18 protein-coding genes are annotated in these 21,052 nt (G+C 52.1%); 10 read left to right on the top strand and 8 right to left on the bottom strand.

The genetic code is table 11. The features are described 5' to 3' along the window. The first annotated feature begins 69 nt into the window (after positions 1-69). From NWP14_RS06665 to NWP14_RS06650, 4 genes are all read left to right on the top strand, one after another. Positions 70-795, top strand: a complete 726-nt coding sequence (locus tag NWP14_RS06665; RefSeq protein WP_375215019.1) for an AzlC family ABC transporter permease — start codon at positions 70-72, stop codon at positions 793-795. Next, on the top strand, positions 785-1,090 hold the full coding sequence (locus tag NWP14_RS06660) for an AzlD family protein (protein WP_095096799.1): 306 nt from the start codon (positions 785-787) through the stop codon (positions 1,088-1,090). Before NWP14_RS06665 ends, NWP14_RS06660 begins: the two co-directional genes overlap by 11 nt. Positions 1,091-1,210: 120 nt before the next feature. Further along, positions 1,211-1,771: a nucleotidyltransferase family protein gene (locus NWP14_RS06655; protein ID WP_375215018.1), complete on the top strand. Its 561-nt coding sequence runs from the start codon at positions 1,211-1,213 to the stop codon at positions 1,769-1,771. Between the two features lie 69 nt (positions 1,772-1,840). Next, positions 1,841-2,092 (top strand): plasmid SOS inhibition protein A, encoded by a 252-nt coding sequence (locus NWP14_RS06650; RefSeq protein ID WP_375215104.1) that lies wholly within the window; start codon positions 1,841-1,843, stop codon positions 2,090-2,092. 173 nt (positions 2,093-2,265) lie between these two features. On the opposite strand, the gene NWP14_RS06645 is transcribed toward NWP14_RS06650, so the two are convergent. Next, the gene (locus NWP14_RS06645; protein WP_157349084.1) at positions 2,266-2,634 is read right to left on the bottom strand and encodes a cell envelope integrity TolA C-terminal domain-containing protein; all 369 of its coding nucleotides are present in this window, start codon (positions 2,632-2,634) and stop codon (positions 2,266-2,268) included. Between the two features lie 821 nt (positions 2,635-3,455). Between NWP14_RS06645 and NWP14_RS06640 the strand changes: the two genes are divergently transcribed. Next, positions 3,456-3,860 carry a nuclear transport factor 2 family protein gene (locus NWP14_RS06640; protein WP_375215017.1) on the top strand — a complete coding sequence of 135 codons (405 nt, stop codon included), beginning with the start codon at positions 3,456-3,458 and terminating at the stop codon, positions 3,858-3,860. A gap of 232 nt (positions 3,861-4,092) precedes the next feature. Here the strand turns inward: NWP14_RS06640 and NWP14_RS06635 are convergent, their stop codons facing one another. Continuing rightward, positions 4,093-4,746, bottom strand: coding sequence for a LysE family translocator (locus NWP14_RS06635; protein WP_331835444.1), 654 nt, complete (start codon positions 4,744-4,746; stop codon positions 4,093-4,095). A gap of 320 nt (positions 4,747-5,066) precedes the next feature. On the opposite strand from NWP14_RS06635, the gene NWP14_RS06630 reads away from it, so the two are divergent. The 3 genes from NWP14_RS06630 (at position 5,067) to NWP14_RS06620 (ending at position 8,017) form a co-directional block, all read left to right on the top strand. Next, positions 5,067-6,428 carry a YncE family protein gene (locus tag NWP14_RS06630; RefSeq protein ID WP_095096810.1) on the top strand — a complete coding sequence of 454 codons (1,362 nt, stop codon included), beginning with the start codon at positions 5,067-5,069 and terminating at the stop codon, positions 6,426-6,428. Positions 6,429-6,926: 498 nt separating this feature from the next. Then, complete coding sequence (locus tag NWP14_RS06625) at positions 6,927-7,373, top strand: DUF3290 domain-containing protein (RefSeq protein ID WP_095096813.1); 447 nt, start codon at positions 6,927-6,929, stop codon at positions 7,371-7,373. Between the two features lie 8 nt (positions 7,374-7,381). Continuing rightward, positions 7,382-8,017, top strand: coding sequence for a DUF421 domain-containing protein (locus NWP14_RS06620; protein ID WP_331835441.1), 636 nt, complete (start codon positions 7,382-7,384; stop codon positions 8,015-8,017). A gap of 441 nt (positions 8,018-8,458) precedes the next feature. Here the strand turns inward: NWP14_RS06620 and NWP14_RS06615 are convergent, their stop codons facing one another. Beyond that, the gene (locus tag NWP14_RS06615; RefSeq protein ID WP_095098099.1) at positions 8,459-8,740 is read right to left on the bottom strand and encodes a hypothetical protein; all 282 of its coding nucleotides are present in this window, start codon (positions 8,738-8,740) and stop codon (positions 8,459-8,461) included. Between the two features lie 81 nt (positions 8,741-8,821). Then, a complete protein-coding gene (locus NWP14_RS06610) occupies positions 8,822-8,998 on the bottom strand; it encodes a YnfU family zinc-binding protein (RefSeq protein ID WP_218029264.1) in 177 nt (58 codons plus the stop codon). Positions 8,999-9,151: 153 nt separating this feature from the next. Between NWP14_RS06610 and NWP14_RS06605 the strand changes: the two genes are divergently transcribed. Next, positions 9,152-9,385 carry a hypothetical protein gene (locus tag NWP14_RS06605; RefSeq protein ID WP_095096819.1) on the top strand — a complete coding sequence of 78 codons (234 nt, stop codon included), beginning with the start codon at positions 9,152-9,154 and terminating at the stop codon, positions 9,383-9,385. Positions 9,386-9,404: 19 nt separating this feature from the next. On the opposite strand, the gene NWP14_RS06600 is transcribed toward NWP14_RS06605, so the two are convergent. Continuing rightward, positions 9,405-17,987, bottom strand: a complete 8,583-nt coding sequence (locus NWP14_RS06600) for a GH36-type glycosyl hydrolase domain-containing protein (RefSeq protein ID WP_375215016.1) — start codon at positions 17,985-17,987, stop codon at positions 9,405-9,407. A 155-nt stretch (positions 17,988-18,142) separates the two neighbouring features. After that, positions 18,143-18,301 (bottom strand): YnfU family zinc-binding protein, encoded by a 159-nt coding sequence (locus NWP14_RS06595; RefSeq protein WP_218029263.1) that lies wholly within the window; start codon positions 18,299-18,301, stop codon positions 18,143-18,145. A gap of 327 nt (positions 18,302-18,628) precedes the next feature. On the opposite strand from NWP14_RS06595, the gene NWP14_RS06590 reads away from it, so the two are divergent. Then, positions 18,629-18,928: a putative quinol monooxygenase gene (locus NWP14_RS06590; RefSeq protein ID WP_095096825.1), complete on the top strand. Its 300-nt coding sequence runs from the start codon at positions 18,629-18,631 to the stop codon at positions 18,926-18,928. A 150-nt stretch (positions 18,929-19,078) separates the two neighbouring features. Here the strand turns inward: NWP14_RS06590 and NWP14_RS06585 are convergent, their stop codons facing one another. Together NWP14_RS06585 and NWP14_RS06580 are read right to left on the bottom strand one after the other, a co-directional pair. Further along, a complete protein-coding gene (locus NWP14_RS06585; RefSeq protein ID WP_375215015.1) occupies positions 19,079-19,387 on the bottom strand; it encodes a hypothetical protein in 309 nt (102 codons plus the stop codon). A gap of 248 nt (positions 19,388-19,635) precedes the next feature. After that, on the bottom strand, positions 19,636-20,916 hold the full coding sequence (locus tag NWP14_RS06580; RefSeq protein ID WP_375215014.1) for a YeaH/YhbH family protein: 1,281 nt from the start codon (positions 20,914-20,916) through the stop codon (positions 19,636-19,638). Positions 20,917-21,052 lie beyond the last annotated feature (136 nt).

Here is a 21,052-nt window from a genome sequence, read left to right as displayed (position 1 = left end):
CGTTTTTGTTGAGTGCGCAATGCAGGCATAGTGACTCTCAGTTCAGGTTTACGCGACCGGAAGAATACGATGCCCGAGATGACAAAAAAGAACCCCGATTTATATCTGCTGAGCCGCTCATCAATTTGCTCTGGTTTTCGCCAGCTGGTGCCGATTTCATTATTTGTGGCTGTTTTTGGCGCCGCCTTTGGGCTCGCTGCGTCGCAGGAAGGGTTAAGCCATCTTACGGCGACCATGATGAGCCTGCTGGTTTTCGCAGGCTATGCTCAGTTCGCCACGCTCAGTCTGTGGGGCGAGCAGGTACCGTTATTCACCCTTATGGCGACCGTTTTTGCGATTAATGCCAGACATCTTTTAATGGGGGCCACGCTGTACCCCTGGTTACGTTATTTATCGCCGGCGAAGCGCTATGGGATCATGATGGTCGCATCCGATGCGAACTGGGCCATGTCCATTCAGGCATTTAGCAGGGGAACGCCGGGGCTGGGTTTACTCTTTGGCGGCGGTCTGGCGCTGTGGTTTTTTTGGGTTATCGGCACGATGGCGGGGCTTTATTTCGCCAGCGCCATCCGCGATCCCAAAAGCTATGGTCTCGATATGGTGATGGGATGCTTTCTCCTCTCAATGGTGTTTGAGGGGGAAAGAAACCCGCGGACGTTCATTATCTGGGCGGTGGCGGCCGGCGCATCGCTGATGGCCTATAAATGGTTGCCAGCAAATAGCCACGTCATTGCCGGAGCCCTGGCCGGAGGGATCGTTGGGATCGTGCCGGGAGGTAAAAATAGTGAACATTGAGATGTCGGACGCAGGTGCCTTAATTATTATCATCGCGATGGCGCTGGTAACGCTCGCTACCCGCTGGGGCGGCGTATACGTGATGTCTTTTGTGCCGTTCAACAGCAAAATAAAAAACTTTATTCAGGCCATGTCCGGTTCCGTACTCGTGGCAATTCTCGCTCCCACAGCAGCAGCCGGTGACCGCGGCGCGCAGATGGCGTTGCTGACAACCGCCATCCTGATGCTGGTTCTTAAACGGCCCTTAATTGCTATCGCCTGTGGAATCTTTGCCGCAGCGTGGGTGAGGCATTGAAAATATGATGAACAGCGCTGGCATCGCCGCCATTATTTGAGCCGCTGGTCGTTGAAGCATGTCGCGAGCGGCAGAGTGCAGTTAAGATATTCTGCAATAATGGTGTTGTTGAGGATGACGATGGAATATCAGAAGGCGTTACAGAGATTGTTGTCAGAAGATCCCGGGAGGATGAAGGCTCTTTATGCCGTTCAAACCTTAAGGCTCAACGACGGCTGGATCGGCGCCGGATTTGTGCGGGATGCGGTCTGGGATCACCTGCATGGATATGGCCAACGGCCTGTCTGCGGAGACGTTGATGTTGTCTGGTTTGACGCAGCGCGCTGCACTCCTGATTACGATCGCCATCTGGAAGCAACGCTTAGCCAAATGACCTCAACGTTCGACTGGTCGGTGAAGAACCAGGCCAGAATGCATCACCATGGCGGCAATGCGCCGTATCACTCTACGGAGAATGCTATCCGCTACTGGCCTGAAACGGCCACGGCTGTCGCCGTCAGAACCGGCGATACGGGCCTTATTGAGATTATCGCCCCATATGGCCTCGCTGATTTGTTCGAGCTTCGTTTAAGGCCGACGCCTCAGTTTGCGGATGAAAAGTTGCCCGTATTTAAACAGCGGGCTGCCGCCAAAAGATGGTTGGAGCGTTATCCAATGCTGCAGCTTATGGTTCCCACATAGTCAGAACTTGTCGAACGGGTTTTTCATTCTTCAGCAACGCCTGCTGATAGCCGGTGGAGGAAGCACTTTATCGGCGGTCACCGAGAGCTCTGCCCGTTACCGTTGTCTTCAGACGTTCAGACCGGGCTGTTCCCGGAAATACAGCATACCCGGACCGATCCCGTGAACACCTGGTACCGTCGGTGGGCCGATGAATTCAACGCGGTAGCGCCTGGGCCTGTATTCTGGCGCGGGCAAACGCGGTTCTCATCGCTGGACGTCCCGGCGTGGCTTCACTACAGCCGGGAAGGGTTTACATATACCAGCATGCAAAGTCTTTGAACTAAACGCTGGTGTTTAAACAAGGGTGTTCCCGGCCTTCAATATGGTGGTTTGTTAAGGTTTACCTTAGGGGTTGGCAACACCGTCGAAAGGGACGGTGCGTTTACCGGGGTGGAGTGCATCAGAAAAGATATCTAAGATGGCTGCCAAATCCGCGAGGATTCATTAACTTTTTATGGTAAGAACTCCATCCTGATATTTTTGAATTTCAGCCAGGTCTCTTCATCCGGCGGGGGCGGGAGCTGAGAGTTTAATACTACGGTTCGGACCATGTTACAAAGCTCAGGGTCACCTTTATTGATGGTTGCATCTTCAACACTGCCATCACGAAATAGTTTAATATTCAGGTCACATTCTTTCCCTTTGTATACTTCGTAGTTTTCTATTTTGCTCCGAATGGCGGTTTGTATCTGTATAGAATAGCGATACGGTTTTGATCTGTTTGGTTGGCTGGCTAACCCATTGTTTATAGATAATAAATCATCCAGCTGTCCCTTTTCTATATCGGATTCCTTTGACACGGTTTCATGTGCGTTCTTCACCTCATTCTCTTTTGTGTGTGTGCATGAAGTAATAAATAAACAGGACAGTAATACAACTGAATATAAAGGGGCGCGTATCCGTCTCATTGTCAACTCCAGATATTTAATAGCTCATTTAGTAGATGCTGGTTTAACTTAGCATACATTAATTATGATAGAGAAACACTGTTGGCTGAGGCATTATCAAATCTGTCCGGGCAAATATGGATATTTTTAAAAAGAAATTCGCGAGGGATTTACTGATATACGCATTATGTGTTACCAGCCTTGCGCGATTTTGGTATCCACGGAATGGACGATGGCACGCTGGTTCTCTCCTTAATCCCCCCCAAACAGGGAGGCGTATTTTTATGCCGGGCGTCATATAATAACTTCCGGTTATTATGATGTTATTTGCAGTAAATGGATTTTACGCTCTTGAATCAGCCCGCCCATATCTCTGCGGGTTTTTTTTCGTCCCGTTTAGCCCTGATCGACTATAGCGCTCGATCATCAGGCTGCTTAGCTTTCGGTCAGTTGCGCACCCGTAAGGCTTTGGCGAATCACGTGGTGGTTGGTGGTGGTTTCATCCTACGCCTGTCTTTCACCATGAATTTTCCCCGGCCACTTCACAGGCGCCATTAGGGGAGCGCCTGGAAAATATCTTCGTTAAGCCCGCTGCTCACGCTGGCATGACGGGCTGCTTTGAAGGAGAAGCTGGCTGAGTAATGTGCCAACGGCTCCTCAATTGCATCACTGAACAGCACCTGAGGATAAGGTGATTTTTAAGACAATCAATTAATCTAAAGATCCTTAATTACGATTACTGAGACTGACAGGTTATGACAATTCAAACTCCCCAGGCAGTAACGGAAGCTTTTTTTCATCGTATAGCCACGGCAGAAGATGTTCATGAAATAGCTGAACTGGTTAGTGAAAATGTAGACTGGCTGGTTGCGGGAAATACTCGTGTAGTTCCCTGGATTGGTCGCAAACACGGAAGAAAAGGTGCGGCAGAATTCTATGCGCAAATCAGGACGCAGATTTCATCAGAACATTTTGAAATTAAAGATATACTTATCAAAGATAAGCGTGTCGTGGCTATCGGTGAGCTTGCATCACGCGTTAAAAAAACAGGTAAGTTGATTGAAACCGAATTTGTATTCGATATGTGCATTGAAGATGGTCTCATTACCCGTTTTCACATGTTCGAGGACAGCCACGCAGTTTCTGAAGCATGCCTTTGATTTATAAATTAATTTACTCCCTCAGGACATTACATTCAAACGAGCGTACAGCGAACCGTTTAGTTATTGAGATTTCGCTGTCCTGATACTGTATTTAATACTGACCTGCTCTTGTTCAATGATACATAGCAACGTCTGCGCCTGGCGTAAAGGGTACGGGCCGAGGCGTAAGACGCGTGCTATGGGTAAGAAACCGACGTTGTGCTTACGGTGTCAGGCAGGTGAGGGGGTTTTAATTTTTAGGTGTCGATACAACACCAGAACCACTAAATAGCATTCGAACGCCAAGTGCCACCATGACAACACCTGTAAATCGCTCCTGCCATTTAATAAATGCAGGATGTTTACCTAACCAGTTTCCGAACGTTCCTGACGCCATTGCGACCGAACCCAGAGATATAATCCCGGCCAGCTTTTGTATACCGCCTAAAACAAGCAGCTGTAGCCAGACAGGTCCGGCGGCGGGGTCGACGAACTGGGGCAGAAAAGCAAACATGAATAGAAGGGATTTTGGATTAGTCAGGCTGTTCAGCGCGCCCTCTTTGACCGCATTCCAGTCAGAAATTCTGACTGTTTTCCGCAGTCGGGTATCTGTGCCTGATGTCGCGATCATCTTAAATCCCAACCAGATCAGGTAAGCGGCACCTACCCACCTCAGCAGATCCAGCGCAACCGGCCAGGCGTGAACAACGGTTACAAGCCCCAGAACCAGAAAAGATACCTGCACAGATCCTGCAACGAAAACATTCCCCATGACTGTAAGCAAAGCGATACGCCTTCCCTGACCAACTCCCCTCGCGATGGTCAGCATCATGTCTGGGCCCGGAGAGATCTCCAGAAGTGTAAGAGCTAACAGGAAAGTCATAAACGTTTCGATGGAAGGCATGTTGATTGCGTCCGGTAAAAATATTCCTGTACGTTACCTCACTCCGATCGGAGCCGAAAGCGGAACATATCGCGACGTCCTCTTCAGGCACAATGCCGCCCCCTAAGCGGAAATCTACAGCTCGCTCACAAGCTATACATAAAACGCCCTGCATTTAAGATACCACCCAAAACAGTAATGATAACTATTTACATCGGTGTGGTATGTTAAATGCGCTTATAACAAGACATATTTCTCATGGCAGAAGGTAAGACTCAGCGCATGGGGTATAACCGGTGGCTGCGTTGAGATGCAGCATCAATACAATTTATGGAGATAAGATGAGAAGAATTTCAGTGCGTTCAGTGCTGTTGGCCTCCGCTATTGCGATGTCAACCGCCACAGCGGCATACGCCGATAGCCAATGGGCAACTGCCACCACGACGTTCCCTGGCAGTATCCGTGCCGGGTCACGGGACGTTCCCGTTAAGCCCGGAGATAAAACTGTCATAGCGATTAAGAGCCTGCAGGCGGGCACGACCGTCACCATGCTGAATGGCACTGAAGTCCTGACACCGAAACCATTGACCGCTGACGAAAAGGGAAACCTTACTATTCCGCTAACCGTTCCGGCCGATGCCGCTACAGGCCTTCATCCACTCACTGTTATCACGCAAAATCCCGCGAGCGTTTCGCAGGTTATGTTGAAATTGTCCCAAATTGTTCCCCCGAAAAACACTGAGGCTTTCAGGCTACAAACAATTCCCGTGGGTGAGCGGGCTTACCAGTCGGCAGTTTCGGCCGACGGGAAGCTGTTCGTGACCTCTGCACGCGGCCCGAAGGATGGTAGCCGCCTGATGAGGCTGAACGCTGGAACGCTGGCTGTCGAAGCGGAGGCTACTCTGCCTAAAGACAAAAAGGGTGAGCAAATTGGTGTCTTCGGCGTCGGTGTTGATAATGTCCATAATCATGTCTGGACGACGAACACGCTTGCCGAGACGGTGACCGTCTATGATGCAAAAACGCTTTCCGTCGTGAAAGTCTTTCCGGAAGGGTCGGTCACACATCCACGCGATGTGGTTATTGATGAAGCCCGCAATCGGGCTTATGTCAGCGCAGCGCTGACCGGTTTTATCGAGGTATATGATACCAAAACGCTGGAACATATCGGTCAGATGGAGTTCGTGACGAACCGCGGCCGCGACCAGTTTTACAGTACAGATCTTGCCCTCGACAGTACCGGTGGGAAACTCTATGGCGTCAGCCGCGATACGCCCTGGGTGGGCTGGATTGATCTCAAAACGGGCAAGAGCACGACGGTGAAAATACCTCAGGCGCAAGGTGCAACCGACATCGCTCGCGATCCGGAGACCGGCCGTCTTTACGTCGCTTCCCAGGAGACAAACAATGTCGTGGTTCTTGATGCGGACGGCAAGGTTCTCGCTGATACTTACATTGGCGCCGGGGGCGTCTCTGTTGCCTGGGATCCCGTGACGTCGCAGGTTTTCGCCGCCACGCGTGCAGGCGGAACCGTTGCTGTTCTGGACAAGGACGGTAAACTGGTCGCTAATATCCCGATGGATGATACGCCAAACCACCTGACCGCCGGGCCTGATGGTGCCGTTTATCTGGTGTCTATGTATGGTACTACCGGGGATAAAGCTCAAACAGGCTCAGTGACGAAAATCACCCCCATAAAATAACGGCTTTAATCCGCTATGTTATTCGCGGGCAGGTCAGCCTGGCATTATTACTAGCTCTCAGCAGCATATGGGATGGGGGTGTGTTCCCGGCATAACTGGCCGGTATTCACATCCTCTTCCCCGAGCCAGGCTGACGTCCATCGTTCTCCATAAACACAAATTTTTAACAATACGCCGTGTGTAATGTCTGCTGCACGAAGCCGCCGTGTGCAACTCTCTAAGAGGCTGCTTTGAGCAAGCAGCAGACATTATTCATGTGCGCCTTTGATTAAGCTGTTAATGGAAATCAGGGAATTTTTCGAACCAACTACCGCCCTCGCCAGATACTTAAACCATCGATGATTTATACTTCTTATCTATACTTCAGCTTAAAAAATCAATGACAGACCTCAGATGATAGCTGATAATTATTAGTTGTTATGTAACATCAGCGTGAAAAATGGCAATGAATCACTATAATAAAGGTGGGAGTCTTAAAAAATCAGGAGTTATGCCTAGATGAAGTTTTATGGAATAAATTATCTACAAATGCAGTCTAATATAAATGATTATTTAAAATATATTATTATATTTAGCACTTTGTTTATCCTCATTGTCGTTTTTAGCCTGTATATGCGTCATCGCCTGCAGACTAAATATCGGGACTTAACGATTATCGCCTTCTTATTTTTACTCTTCATTTCGGGTGTTCAGTATGCAGATTATACAGATAGCCAAAATGTACACTCACAATCATCGCAAATGGTTAATTTTGTGAGGTTGTTATCAAAAGAAAAAGATGTGAGTGTAAACTCGATCTTTCCCAGTTCAGTACAATTATCGGATGGCGTCATTGTTAAAATTAATGATTCCTATTACCGTATTAACTTAAGTGTGGATCAAAAGACTTACAGGTTAGTAGAAGTCTCGTTAATAAATCCCGAAATAGAAATTATAAGAAATTGAGGAATAAAATGATTGTTTACACACCTATCATTATAAAGTTGGGGCTGGGAATACTGTGTTTGATTGTTCAAATAAATCTCATGGGAAAAGGGAATCTGGCCCCCTCATCCGCAATGGATCAGGTTCAAAACTATGTATTAGGCGGGATCATCGGTGGCGTAATTTACAATGAATCGATAACCGTACTACAATTTATACTAGTGTTAATTATCTGGACTTTGCTTGTTTTTGTTCTTAAGTTTTTAAAAGAGAATAATCGCTTCGTTAAACGAATTATTGATGGCAAGCCTATTACTTTGGTACATAATGGCAGCGTTAATGTTAAAGAGTGTTTAAGGAATGGTGTTTCTGCAAATGATTTGATGTTTAAATTAAGAGCAAATGGCATATATGAAGTGGAGCAACTAAAACGCGTAGTTCTCGAACAGAATGGGCAGTTGACTATTATCCAAAGTGGCGATGAAAATATACGTTATCCAATTATAGTAGATGGGTTAGCTAACCATGATCTGCTTGAAATTATTAACAAAGACAGTGATTGGTTAGAAGATAAAATCGCGGAGCAAGGCTTCAATAAAATCAGTGAAGTATATTTAGGTGAATATTTGTCAGGTAGGATTAATTTATACGGATATGAAAAATGATATCCAAAGTTAACTCTGCTTTACTACCCTTATGCTATTGATAACATTGTTTTTTTTGAAGTGTTTGATTATCAGAGGCAGTGATTCCACGTCTGGCTCTGTCTAAGGATACTGACATTAACGTCCGCTTCAGGCATGGAGCGGACAGGCCCGAGGCCATATGACGACGGCTATGAGCGAGGAGCGGAAATTACGTCTGTGAGGGGCCGGCCAATACCGCCGAAAAGGGTATGGCTCGTTTACATCTCGTATCTTTTTTCTTTCATGTGCCTGCATGTTATGGCGCGCAGGATAAATAACGGTAGGGCTAATATTTAACGGCGTATGTTAACGTTGATGATGCTCATCTATTTAAATAGAATCGCCAAAATGCAGAGTTTAGTCAGGGCCAGAAATTATAACTTTTCGGTTTGCATCAGTAAAATATCCCTCTGGGTTATTCTATATATGCCAGTAATGTTCATGGAATTGTCTGGCGGATTCCTTTTCGTCAAGGTATTCAAACCCGAGCAGGCGAATTTTTTCATGGTTGTAAAACCATTCGTTCCCGTGCCGTTCAATGATCTCCCCTGGCGTGAAGCACTGCCCTGATGCTACCCGCACAATCGCATATTTATCATTGCTAAATCTGACCCTGTGAATGCAGAAAGGTTGATTTATTTCGCCGGAAAGACGGCTGCCAATGATATCTCCTTCAATCAGAACAACTTTACTGGTTTTCATAAGCATGACCTTCATTACAGGAGTAAAACAGGTAGGTCGCCATTTTCCCATTTGTGTATCTTTCAAATGCGAGACCGCCGATCAGCCTCCAATACACCAGCATTCTGACGGTCTGAATAATAGCCCGCAGGCGGGGCACTCCAGAACCGCATTTTTCCGTAATTTACCTGCTTTCTGATCGGCCCGGTGGGCACATACCGGGCAAGCCACGTGAACGGGTCTCTCTTTAAAATGCCTGAGTCCATTTGTATAAGACATAAATTGATACTCTATGGAGTGTAATATTCATTATACGCCTTTAAACAAGATTATTTAGATAATGTTATGTGGATTTATTACTAAATCAGCAAGTCAGACCCGCAGACCACCTGGGTGATTTGTGATATAATACCCTTCCGTGAGAAATTTATAATGAAATCAGAAGACATCCTCGACTGGTACCCGGCGCAATTGCCGCCAGTGAAAATTATCCTTGGTGAAGCCGTGCTGGCCGTCGGCAAACAGGGCCGCCCCATTAACACCCGGACGTTGCTTGAGTACCTGCAGGTGATGCAGGACAAACAAAAAAGAAGGGATGACAAAACCGCGATGAAGACCGCAATTGATGTTCTCCGGGACAATCAGCGCACTAACGGCAGACGTTAATGCGCACGCTAAGCCAGCGTCAGTTCTGAATGATATCAATGGTATGGAATTGTCCGTCATCCATCAGCGGAATGCTGTCATCGGGGAGGATGATGCCGTCCAGAGTGGCCTGGTATTTCCCGACGCCACGTGAAACGCTAATGTGATACTGACTGTCGCCGTACTGATATGTCATGGAAAACGACGGCCAGTTGTCCGGCAACAGAGAATGAACGGTAAGGGAAGTACCGCAACGTTTTATCCCCAGCAGCTCCTCTGCCAACAAACGGTATGCCCAGCCTGCGGAACCGGTATACCAGCTCCATCCGGCACGACCCGTATGTGGCGCGACGCTGTACACATCAGCGCTCATGACGTAGGGCTCCGCTTTATATCTTTCCACTCCACCGGCATCCAGCGTGTGGTTTATCGGGTTGATCATTGACCACAGCTGCCACGCGCGTTCTGCATTCCCCATCCGGGCAAACGCCATCACCGCCCAGATGGCGCCATGAGTATACTGCCCCCCGTTTTCCCGCACTCCTGGCAGATAGCCCTGGATATATCCCGGATTCAGCCCGTGTCCATCGAAAGGTGGCGTTAACAGTTTGATTAGCCCGGCCTCGTTATCCACCAGATGCTTATCCAGCGCCTGCATCGCCATGACGCTACGCGCCTCGCTGGCGACCCCGGACAGTACCGACCAGCTTTGCGCAATCGCATCAATTCGACAGTCCTGCGACGCTTTTGAGCCCAGGGGAGTACCATCGTCAAAATATCCTCGCCGGTACCATTCACCGTCCCATGCCGAGGTTTCGAGATTTTTTTGCAGGCGCAGCGCCTCTGAACGACACATTGAAGCGACGCTGGCATCCTGTCGCCGATCGGCAAGCGAAGCGAAGCGTTGTAAAATATCGTACAGGAAGAAGCCCAGCCAGACGCTTTCACCTTTTCCCTCAATGCCCACCTGGTTCATCCCGTCATTCCAGTCGCCGGCCCCCATCAGCGGGAGACCGTGCTGCCCGAAGCGTAATCCATGCTGAATAGCTTTGACGCAGTGTAACCATAGCGTCTCTTCGGTGCTGCTGATGACCGGCGTGTCGTAGACGGACTCTTCACCCGGATGGAGCGGGCGACCTTGCAGATAAGGAATATTCAATTCCAGTATTTCCGTGTCCCCGATCGTTTCGACATAGTGACAGACTGCGAGCGGGAGCCAGAGATAGTCATCCGAACAGCGTGTACGCACGCCGTTACCGTGAGGAGGGTGCCACCAGTGTTGCACGTCTCCCTCAACAAACTGCCGTGTTGCGCACAGCACTATCTGTTCGCGCATCCTTTCCGGGGCGGCGTGACTGAGCGCCAGCGTATCCTGCAGCTGATCGCGAAAACCAAATGCGCCGCCGGACTGATAGTAACCGCTACGCGCCATAAGGCGACTGGCCATCGTCTGGTACAGCAGCCACCCGTTGACCAGTAAGTTCACGGAGGTGTCCGGGGTATTGACCACCATTTTATCGAGTACGTGATGCCAATAGCGGTGAACGTTGTTCAGCTCCTGGCGGACGTTATCCTCATTCAGATAGCGGGCCAGGGTCTCCTGAGCCCGGTTATGATTTTCATCCACGCCAAGGACAAAAATAAACGTTCTCTGGTCGCCATCAATTAGCGTGGCCGCGGATTGTACTGCTGCGCAGGGATCCAGCGCGGCCCCCGTTTTCCCCGAGAGCCTACGCAGCTTCATGGCGTCCGGATTTTGCAATGAACCGTTTCGGCCAATAAACTCGCGGCGGTCGCCCGTCAGCGAGCAGTAGGAGCCGCTGACGGCAAAAAATGCCGTGCGCTCGCCGCCGTTAGCGCCGTAAAAGTTGTTGGCCATCACCCCGCAACCGCCAGAAATGTTGACTGGATACGTAACGATATGGGAGGCCGAACGGGTTCGTAAATCCCCAAGCGTCCACTCCGCATAGCCGGTGACGGACAGTTTACGCGTTCGTCCCGAATTATTACTGAGCGTCAGGATCGCCAGTTTAACCGGTGCCTGTTCGGCGACCAGTATCGTCAACTCACTGTCTATCCCGCTCTCCCGGTGGGCAAACACGCTGTAGCCAAAACCATGACGGGTCAAATAGTCGCCGTGGCCGCGCACCGGCAGTATCGTCGGCGACCAGCACGCACCGCTCTCTTCATCACGCAGATAGAAGGCTTCACCACTGCGGTCGCTCACCGGATCGTTTTCCCAGGGCGTTAAGCGGTATTCATGGGCATTTTCATACCAGCTGTAGGCCTGTCCCGCCTCTGAGATAACGCTGCCAAAATCGGCGTTTGCCAGCACATTTGACCACGGGGCTGGCGTCGGCTCGTTTTCCCTGAGGACAATCTGATACTCCCGACCATCCTGAGAAAAGCCGCCGAGCCCATTGAAATGGCGCAGCTGATGGGTATCAGGCGTCCAGTCGGTATGTCGATTGCCCTCTGCTGCAGGGTGCGGAATTAGCAACCTGGCCTGGGGTTTTAGGGTATGAATGCGCTGGTTAAGCTGTTCACTTAGCCCGCCGGCTCGATCATCAAGGTACAGGCAGGCGACGCTCATCAGAAGCTGCTTATCCTCGGCGGAGAGATGCTCGCCATTACGGACAAAAATCCCGCCTGATTTATCCAGCAGGCTGGCTCCCGACCTGGCATAAATCAAATCCATAATCTGGTTTTGCAGCGCCTGCTGGTAGCCGCCGGGGCTCTCATTGAGGATCACCAAATCGACCTCCAGCCCTTTCTGGCGCCAGTATCGGTGCGCCTGAATAAGTGTTGTTACCGAGGCGATACCCTCTTCGCTGGTGATACTGAACAGCACTATCGGCAGATCGCCTGAAATCGCCCAGCCCCACAGGCCGGACTGACCTCGCCGGTTACGGCTGATAATCTGGCCGTCGGCGCGCAGCTCGTGACAGGGGTAAAGCACCGCGCTGGCGAGACGGTTAAACAGCGTGGCATCATCTTCACTGGCGTTCATCTGGCGTAACACCACCAGACTGTGGGACCAGGCCAGTTCAAAGATGCGGTCAGCGATGGGGTGATCTCTGTATTTTTCAAGCAACGCCAGGCTGTGCTGGCGGCTTTCGCTGATACCGTAAACGATATCGATAGTGACGGGCTGTCCCGGCAGTAGCGTGATAGCGTGGCGAATCGCCAGTATCGGATCAAGAACGGCCCCCGAGGTATTGCTGAGCGGTCCTTTTTTTACGCTTGTCAGCGCATTTGAAGGGGTTCTGCCGCGGCCAATAAATGCTGCCCTGTCGGTTTCAAACGAGATGCTCTTACTGTTATTGCCATGCACGACCACCATGTGAAACATGCACGGGTTCTGTTCGTCCAGCGAACGCGGGCGGCGATGGCACAGGATCGCGTCACGATCGGGGTTAATCTCGGTCTGGATGAATAAATTGCTGAATGCCGGATGGGCCCGATCGCTGGCGTCGGACGCCAGCACCACTTCGGAATAGGTTGTCAGTTCAAGGTCGCGCGGCATTCGCCCCCTGTGTACCAGCGTGAGCCGCCGTAGTTCAATATCATCTTCCGGGGAGACCACAATCTGGGTTCTGACACTCAGCGATCCGAAAGTACGCCTGTATTCAGCGCCGGCATCGGTAAAGATCGCCTCGTCGCCGTTATCGGCGTCTTTGCCGGTGGGATGCCAGGTATTGCTCCAGACTTCGCCCGTTTGCGAATCGCGGATATAGCAGAATGCTCCCCAGTTATCCCGGGTCGTATCGCTGCTCCAGCGCGTGAGGGCAATATTGTTCCAGCGGCTATAGCCACCGCCACCGGGGGTTAACATCAGATGGTAATGGCTGTTGGACAACAGCTGAACTTCAGGCACCGGCGTATCTGCTCCGGTAAAAATACGCGGTTCGTAGCGAACGGGTTTGACCCTTCCTTCATGGGATTCGAAATGACGGCGCGGGCTGTAGAGATCGACCGCATCCGGCACGCGCTCCTGTAACAGCAGGCTCGCCGAGCGGAAGACGGTACTGGACATGAATCGCTCCGTCATCGGGGCGTTAAGCAGCACGTGAGCCAGCGCCTGAAATGCCATCCCCTGATGGTGCGCCATCCAGGACTGCACGACGGCATATAGCTGCCCGGTTGCGAGGCGGGAGGGAGTATAGTCCAGCGCTTCATAAAAACCGTATTCGCCGCGCGCGCCGTTTTTTTCCAGGCTGAGCAGATTCTCGCAGGCTTTCTGCGGAGAGATCGTTAGCGCCAGCAGTGTCGCATACGGGGCGATGACCATATCGTCAGCAAGTCCTCGCCGCAGACCGAGACCCGGTACGCCAAATGCCTGATACTGATAATTGTGCTGAACGTCAAAAGCATGATAACCGGACTCCGATACCCCCCACGGCACCCCACGCTCTTTGCCCCAGCGTATCTGACGCTTAACCGCGGACTGGCTCATTTCATCGAGAAGGCTACCGGGCCAGGTGGGCATCACCAGGTTCGGCATCAGGTATTCAAACATCGAACCGCTCCACGACATCAGCGCGGTTTCATGGTCAATGGTGGTGAACAACCGTCCCAGGGCATACCAGCTTTTTAACGGCAGCTGGTTAGTCGCGATGGCGAGAAAACTGGTCAGACGGATTTCAGACGGCAGAAGATCGTAATGGCTTTTATCGGGTGTGTTCGTATCACAGTTGTAGCCGACGCTGAGCAGGCTGGTCGCCTCGCTGTACAGAAAAGCAAAATCCATTCTCGCATGATCGTTCAGCCGCTGTTCAAGTTCAGTGATAATCTTCAGCCGCATGCGGGCCAGCGCCGTAGCCGATGCCGGAGGCGTTCCTTCGCCGCAATAGCTCGCGCCGGCAAGCCAGCTCAATGTCGGCAGCATCTGTTCGCTATACGTCTGAGGTATCCAGCCAAGCAAATGCGACCATTCATGGCAAAGCTGCACCAGCTGATGCTCAAGGTGTCCTGTCCAGCGCACCACAAGGCTGCTCTCCTGAGCGCACTGCGTCGTCAGATGGTTACACTGGGCGCGCATTTTTTTAAGTTCGCTGAACAGCTGCGCCGGAGGCAGCGACGCTGCGTTCAGGCAGTGCTTGCGCAGCAGTCGCAGACCGGTTGGCGCGTTCTGACCCCAGTGTTTTTCCAGAATGATTATCGTATCGTTCAGCCCGGCCAGGATCTGCTCGCTGTTCAAAACCGGCTGATGACGCATGGCGGACAGGCCTTCGCGCAATGTCAGTAAATGGCCGGCCATATTGCCGCTGTCAACGCTCGAAACATAGCGTGGGCTGAGGGGCGCAAGCGTGCGGGTGTCATACCAGTTAAAGAGATGGCCCCGGAAGTGTTCCATTTTATCCATTGAGTCGAGAGTCATCGTCACGCGCTGTAAAACCTCTCCCCCGGGCAGGTAGCCAAAATCCCAGGCGGTCAGATTGGCCATCAGGGAAAGTCCGATATTGGTGGGGGAGGTGCGATGTGCGATGGTTGGCTGCGGTATTTCCTGGTAATTGTCCGGTGGAAGCCAGTTCTCTTTTGCCGTGGCAAAGGTTTCAAAGAAGGCCCAGATTTCGCGACTCGTCTGACGCAGCAGCTGCTTCTGTTCCTGGTTCAGCGAAATCGCCTTACGTTCAGGCTGGCGGCTTAGCCAGCTCAGCAGCAGGGGGGCCAGACACCATAGAACGCCGACGGGCAGAGCGATAGTCAGAAGCCGTGGGGAAAAATGAAAAGTCATCATCGTCAATGCCGCCCCGGCGACAACATTCAGCCACATCGCCCGATAAAAACGAATCACCGAAACGCCGGGCTGATGGCCGTCGGGGCTGTGGCTGGTCCACTGGATGAGATTGCGCTGACTGACGCCAAGACGCCAGAGCGTCACGGCAATGGCGTACAATGAGTATCCGGCCTCATGCGGCAGTATCGCAAAATTGAGCCCGATACGGGAAAACCGTTTCAGCGCCCCGGCCGCGACGAGTGGAATATGCAGCCGCAAAGGGCGACGAAGAGGTTTATGCAGAAGGTCGTGGCTGATGCTCAGCGCTGAAGGCAATAACCACACCAGCGCCAGCGCGCCAAGCCAATAAAGCGGGTTGGGGACCAGCAGCAGGGAGCAAAAAAGAAGCGCCAGCAAAGACGGGCTGACCAGGCTGCGGCGTAAATTGTCGAATAACTTCCAGCAGGAAAGCGCCGATAGCGGATTTTTATCCCGGGTTCCATCCGCCTTTCTGACGTACGGGCTGAGCCAGTTAAGCAGCTGCCAGTCGCCACGGATCCAGCGCGTGCGGCGGGCAACGTCTGACAGATAGTTGTTCGGGTACTGCTCGTAGAGTAAAACTTCACTGAGTAGCCCGGAGCGAGCGTAGCACCCTTCGAGTAAATCATGGCTGAGGACCAGATTTTCCGGGCAGGCGTTGGCGGTGGCCAGGACAAAGATATCGACGTCATAAATGCCCTTACCAACGAACGATCCTTCGCCGAAGAGATCCTGATAGATATCTGAAGACATCATCGAATAGGGATTATTACCCGGCACGCTGCTGCGCATGGCGGCATAGCGTCCCTGTCCGTTGCGCGGCATTTCCTCCGCCAGCCCGGGCTGTAAAATGCCGTACCCTTTGACGACCCTCTGCCGTAGCGGATCATACTCTGGCAGGTTGAGCGGATGCGCCATTGTCGCGACCAGCTTATGCGCCGTGTCGCGCGGTAACACCGTATCGCTGTCCAGGGTGATGACATATTTAATATGACCCGGCAACAGATGCGCTGGCGCATCTGCGACGCTGGAAAATTGCGCCGCGGGATGGCGCAACCAGTTGTTCAGCAACGCCAGCTTTCCCCGTTTGCGTTCATAACCCATCCATTTTTCCTGCGTGGGGGCCCATTCTGGCTGTCGGTGCAGAAGATAAAAGCGTGGGCGGCTGGCTGGATAGCGGCGGTTAAGATCCTCTGTTTCCGCGATGGCCTGTCTGAGCAGACCGCTGTTTTCTGGCGGTTTTTCAACGGCGGAATCGGCAAAATCGGTAAGAAGGGCGAAGCGGAGGTTTTCGTTCTGATTACCCAGCCAGCACACTTCCAGGCTGGTGAGGAGCTTGCTGATGCTTTCGTGACTTGTCAGCATACAAGGGACCACTACCAGGGTCGCGCAATCCGCCGGAATTCCAGCGGAAAAATCCATTCGCGGCAGCGGTCTGGGTATTCGAAAGCGGGTGGTCGCTTCGCTCAACAAATCGTTCATTAACTGACTGACCGCCAAAATAAGCGGCAACGCCAAAAGTATCAGCATCCAGCCCATTCCCTGCTGCGCGGTTTCGTGCAAAATTCCGGCCGTCACCGCTGTCGTCAGCAGGCTCAGGCTGCCAAGCCATGACAACAAGGGGATTTTGTTGAAACTATGCCGCAGGCGTATCAGCCCTGAGGTATCTGCGGAAAGCTGCACTTCCAGCAGCTCGCGGCCTCCACCGGCCAGATAATAACCAATATGATGCCCCGGCGTGCCGGGCGCATTTTCCACAGAAAGCGCCAGTACCCGGCTGGCTACCTCTGACTCGCTGAAACGACTGTCTCTGGCCAGGATCTCGATGACGTGGCGGTAATGATCCCGGGTATCAAAGTGCATACGGGAATAGGTGCCGGCAGGATCGAGACGCAATGTCTGTTCTACGACGCTGATTGCCTCGGCGAAATCAGCCCAGTTCGTTTCGCTCAGCAAACGCAAGCCCGCGATGCTGTTGCTGACGGAAAGCTGGCTGGCCGCAAGCTGTTGATTGAAGCGGTGAATGAGAACCTCGGTTGTCACGCCCTGTTCAGCAAGACGCTGGTCCACCCAGGTCAGCGGCAGTGCCAGCGCATTGCCGCGCCCCTGCAGGCGGCGTACCAGTTCTGCGACAAACGCACTGCTCAGCGGCGGCCGCGCGCGCGCCATGTCGGCGACCACCATGATTAAGTCTGCCGGAGTATTCTCGGCACATTCGAAAATCCGCGTAATCCATGTATCTGCCAGGCTGCGCTCTTGCTGGGCTTTTACTACTTCCATACTGACGCGACGCAGATTTTCGATTAGAGACAGACGCAGCATGCCCGGTAGCGCCCAGACCTCGCCTAACGTCAGCGGCGTCACCTGCTGATAGGCCGCAATATAACTGGTCAGGCTGGCCACGTCCCAGCGCCCGTCTCCGTGGGCAATAGCTTCAGATGCGATATCGTAAATGCGCGGGCAGTGGTGAGGCGATGCCAGGGACGGGAGGCCTTTGCCAAAGCTTTTTGGCAGATGCTGGCGGACAATGCGGATTTGTTCCTCAATCAGGTAGTAATTATCAAGCAGCCACTCACCCGCGGGCATGATGCTCGATTTTTTCCCGGCATTGAGCGCATAACAGTTTTGCGTGATCGCAGCCTCATTATCCCCCAGCCGTTTAAGAAGATAGTAAGGCAGCTTGTCCGGCGACAACTTATGAGTATGCGCCAGTTTCTGGCCGTAACGTTCCATCTGAGGCGTCGAAAACAGCTCTGAGCGCAAGCTATTTTCGCTTGTTGAGTCGTTGGCAGGAAACGGCACCAGTTCAGGGGCTTTCGTAGACATACGGGAGCGGCTAAACCATGCTCGGGGATTCATTTTCATAGCGTTGCTCTGATGCGACATTAACGCGCAGGAGCAGTTGCGAAATCAGTTCAGAAACGTTCTCTCAGGATGGGCGTAAGGCATCAGGGATTTAACAGCTGCCGGTCTTTATTTCAGTATAGAACACCGGTTTGTACGTGAGCCGGCGTAAGGGGTTAGCGTGGCGAGACAAAAAGGGCCTTACATCCCGGGCATAGCATTGCCTGCTTTAACCGAATCTTTGATGCAGGCTGGGGGGATTTTAAGCCGCAGATGGGGCAGGTGGCGGTGGACGTTCCACCGATGAGCTTCATTGCGTAATCGAGAAATGACATGATGATTAACCTTTCAATGAATGTGTTTCAGTCTACCACGTCTGGATAAAATTTAATCTATATAAAAACCTCCCCGTTTATATTTGCTGCTTCTCTCCCTCATCTCAGGCCGCTGCGGTAGTCCACCTCTGCCATAAAACTGCCCGCGACCCTCCTTTGACTTTCCCGAGGGAAGGGCGGACCGTCGTGCACTTCCCGAGAGCAAAGGCTATGATGCTTGCAGAAAATGACCAGCGTCAGCGCTATCCCAACGGAGAACGGGCCTGATGACGCTGAGGTATCATTCATCCCCGGCGAGTCAGTATTCGTTTTAACTAAGAGGCGCGTATGTTAAAAGTCACTGCCGAAGATTTTATAAAACCCGAATGCGTTGAAATCGTTCTCCCTTTGTACCGGGAACTGGTATCGGCAACGAAGAAAGAGCCGCGCTGTATCGCTTATGATTTATATATTGATGAGAAGGATCCCGGACATTTCATTTTTATTGAGGAGTGGCCAGACCACGCGGCCCTTGACGCGCATTGCGCCAGCGAGCATTTCAGACGACTGGTCCCTTTAATCGACCAGCATAAGCGAAAAGACGCCCGCTATATCCTGATGAATTGCCGGGTGAATCCGGAGGAATAGCCAGGCCGGCGGTAATGCGGCGCCATCTTGTTGTTCAGGCGGCCCGCGGCGGGTCGATTTAAAGTCCGAATTATCTTCCCCGGTGATGGATGGCCTGAGGCGGCTTTGGGCGAAGCGTCACTCACGACCGCCAACGCAACGCCGCTTCCGTTATTCTGCTCCCGCCGGAGCCTTGCGCCTTATTTCAATCATATGGACATAAAAGTCATGAAACTCCTGGTCCTGTTTGGCAACCATTTCAGGAGGCAATGATTTGCGCTCGTCTCTCCACAGCCTGAGCGCGGCCTCGCACTGCCGGTAAGCGGCGTCAACAATCTCAATGGCTGGCTTATCCGTTTTAATGAACGGGACCGTGTGATTATCAAGGCAGATTGATACGGGAGTGCCAAATTGCTCTGCTGATGCGCCGCCCGCGATAGCTCCCAGCAGCCAGCACATGTTCTGAAGCTTTTTTCTCATTACTCTCAACCTCTTAATAAGCCGAAGCAGCAAATTAGCACGGTAGGTCCTCGCTGTCCCCAGGGATAATAACCCCGGCGTTGGCTAAGCCTGATACTGGCGCGACCGAGGACGCGGCGTACGGGAAACGAAAAGGGGAGCATGATGCCGGAACAGGCGCTAACCATTGCGTCAGCGGGAGAATAATATTGCGTGCGAGGGATAGAAAATCAGCCAGAAAATATAATTAACTGGCTGATTTATTTACGTTAGCTGGTGGTATTGGCACTCTGCTTATGGAACAGCTCGCGGAATACCGGATAGATATCTTCCTGGTCGCGTATATGCTGCATGGCGAAGTTTTCAAAGGTCGCCTGCAGGTGTTCATATTCACGCCATAACGTCTGGTGGGCGCGACGGGTGATTTCAATATAGCTGTAGTAACGCACCACCGGCAGGATGTTCTTCGCCAGCAGTTCGTGACACAGCGGCGAGTCATCCGCCCAGTTATCGCCGTCCGACGCCTGCGCGGCGTAGATATTCCACTGCGACGGGTCGTAGCGCGCTTTAACCACTTCATCCATCAGCTTCAGCGCGCTGGAGACGATCGTGCCGCCGGTCTCCTGCGAATAGAAAAACTCGTGTTCGTCCACCTCTTTTGCCTGGGTATGGTGGCGGATATAGACCACCTCGACGTTTTTATAGGTCCGGCTGAGGAACAGATACAGCAGGATGTAAAAACGTTTGGCCATATCTTTGGTTACCTGATCCATGGAGCCGGAAACGTCCATCAGGCAGAACATCACCGCCTGGCTGGAGGGCTCGGGCCGTTTTTCATAATTCTTATAGCGCAGATCGAAGGTATCGATAAACGGCACGCGGTCAATCTTCGCCCGCAGCTCGGCTATCTCCTGACGCAGCCGCTCTTCTTCCAGCAGCTGTGCCGGTTCGCTTTTAGTGATGAAGTCCAGATCCGCCTCCAGCGCGCGCAGCTCGCGTCGCTTACCGGCGGTCATGGCGGTACGTCGCGCCAGGGAGTTTTGCAGCGAACGCACCACGCTGATGTTAGCCGGGACTCCGTTAGCGGTAAAACCCGCCCGATGCGTTTTAAACTCGGTAAGCTGCCGCTGCTGGTTTTTCTTCAGATTCGGCAGGGCGAGATCCTCAAACAGCAGGTCGAGATACTCGTCTTTGGATATCTGAAAGACAAACCCATCCTCGCCTTCGCCATCGGCGCTGGCTTGCCCCTGGCCGCTACCTCCGCCGCCACCACCCTGCGGTCGTTCAATACGGTCATTTTGCACAAAATGGTCGTTGCCGGGATGCACGCGATTGCGCAGGCCGCCGCGACCCTGATGAAACATCGGTTCGTTGATATCATCCGTCGGAATAGAGACGGATTCTCCGCTCTCAATATCGGTCACCGAGCGCTTGTTGATCGCCTCGGAGATCGACTGTTTGATCTGCGCCTTGTAGCGACGCAAAAAGCGCTGGCGATTCACCGCACTTTTATTCTTCCCGTTCAGGCGCCGGTCTATAAACCAGGTCATATGCCCCCCGTACTGCATTTGCCAACCATACACGTCATACTTCAAGCCGCATTGTGCGTTGCTTACCCCGGACGCTTACCTGAGTAAACCTCCGGGGCTCCCTGCAACTCGAATTGTTGGTATCTCTTTTTTGCCC

This window comes from Klebsiella sp. C349492 (assembly GCF_042055345.1).
Taxonomy (GTDB): Bacteria; Pseudomonadota; Gammaproteobacteria; order Enterobacterales; family Enterobacteriaceae; genus Klebsiella; species Klebsiella scottii.
This window is presented reverse-complemented; position numbering and strand designations above follow the sequence as displayed.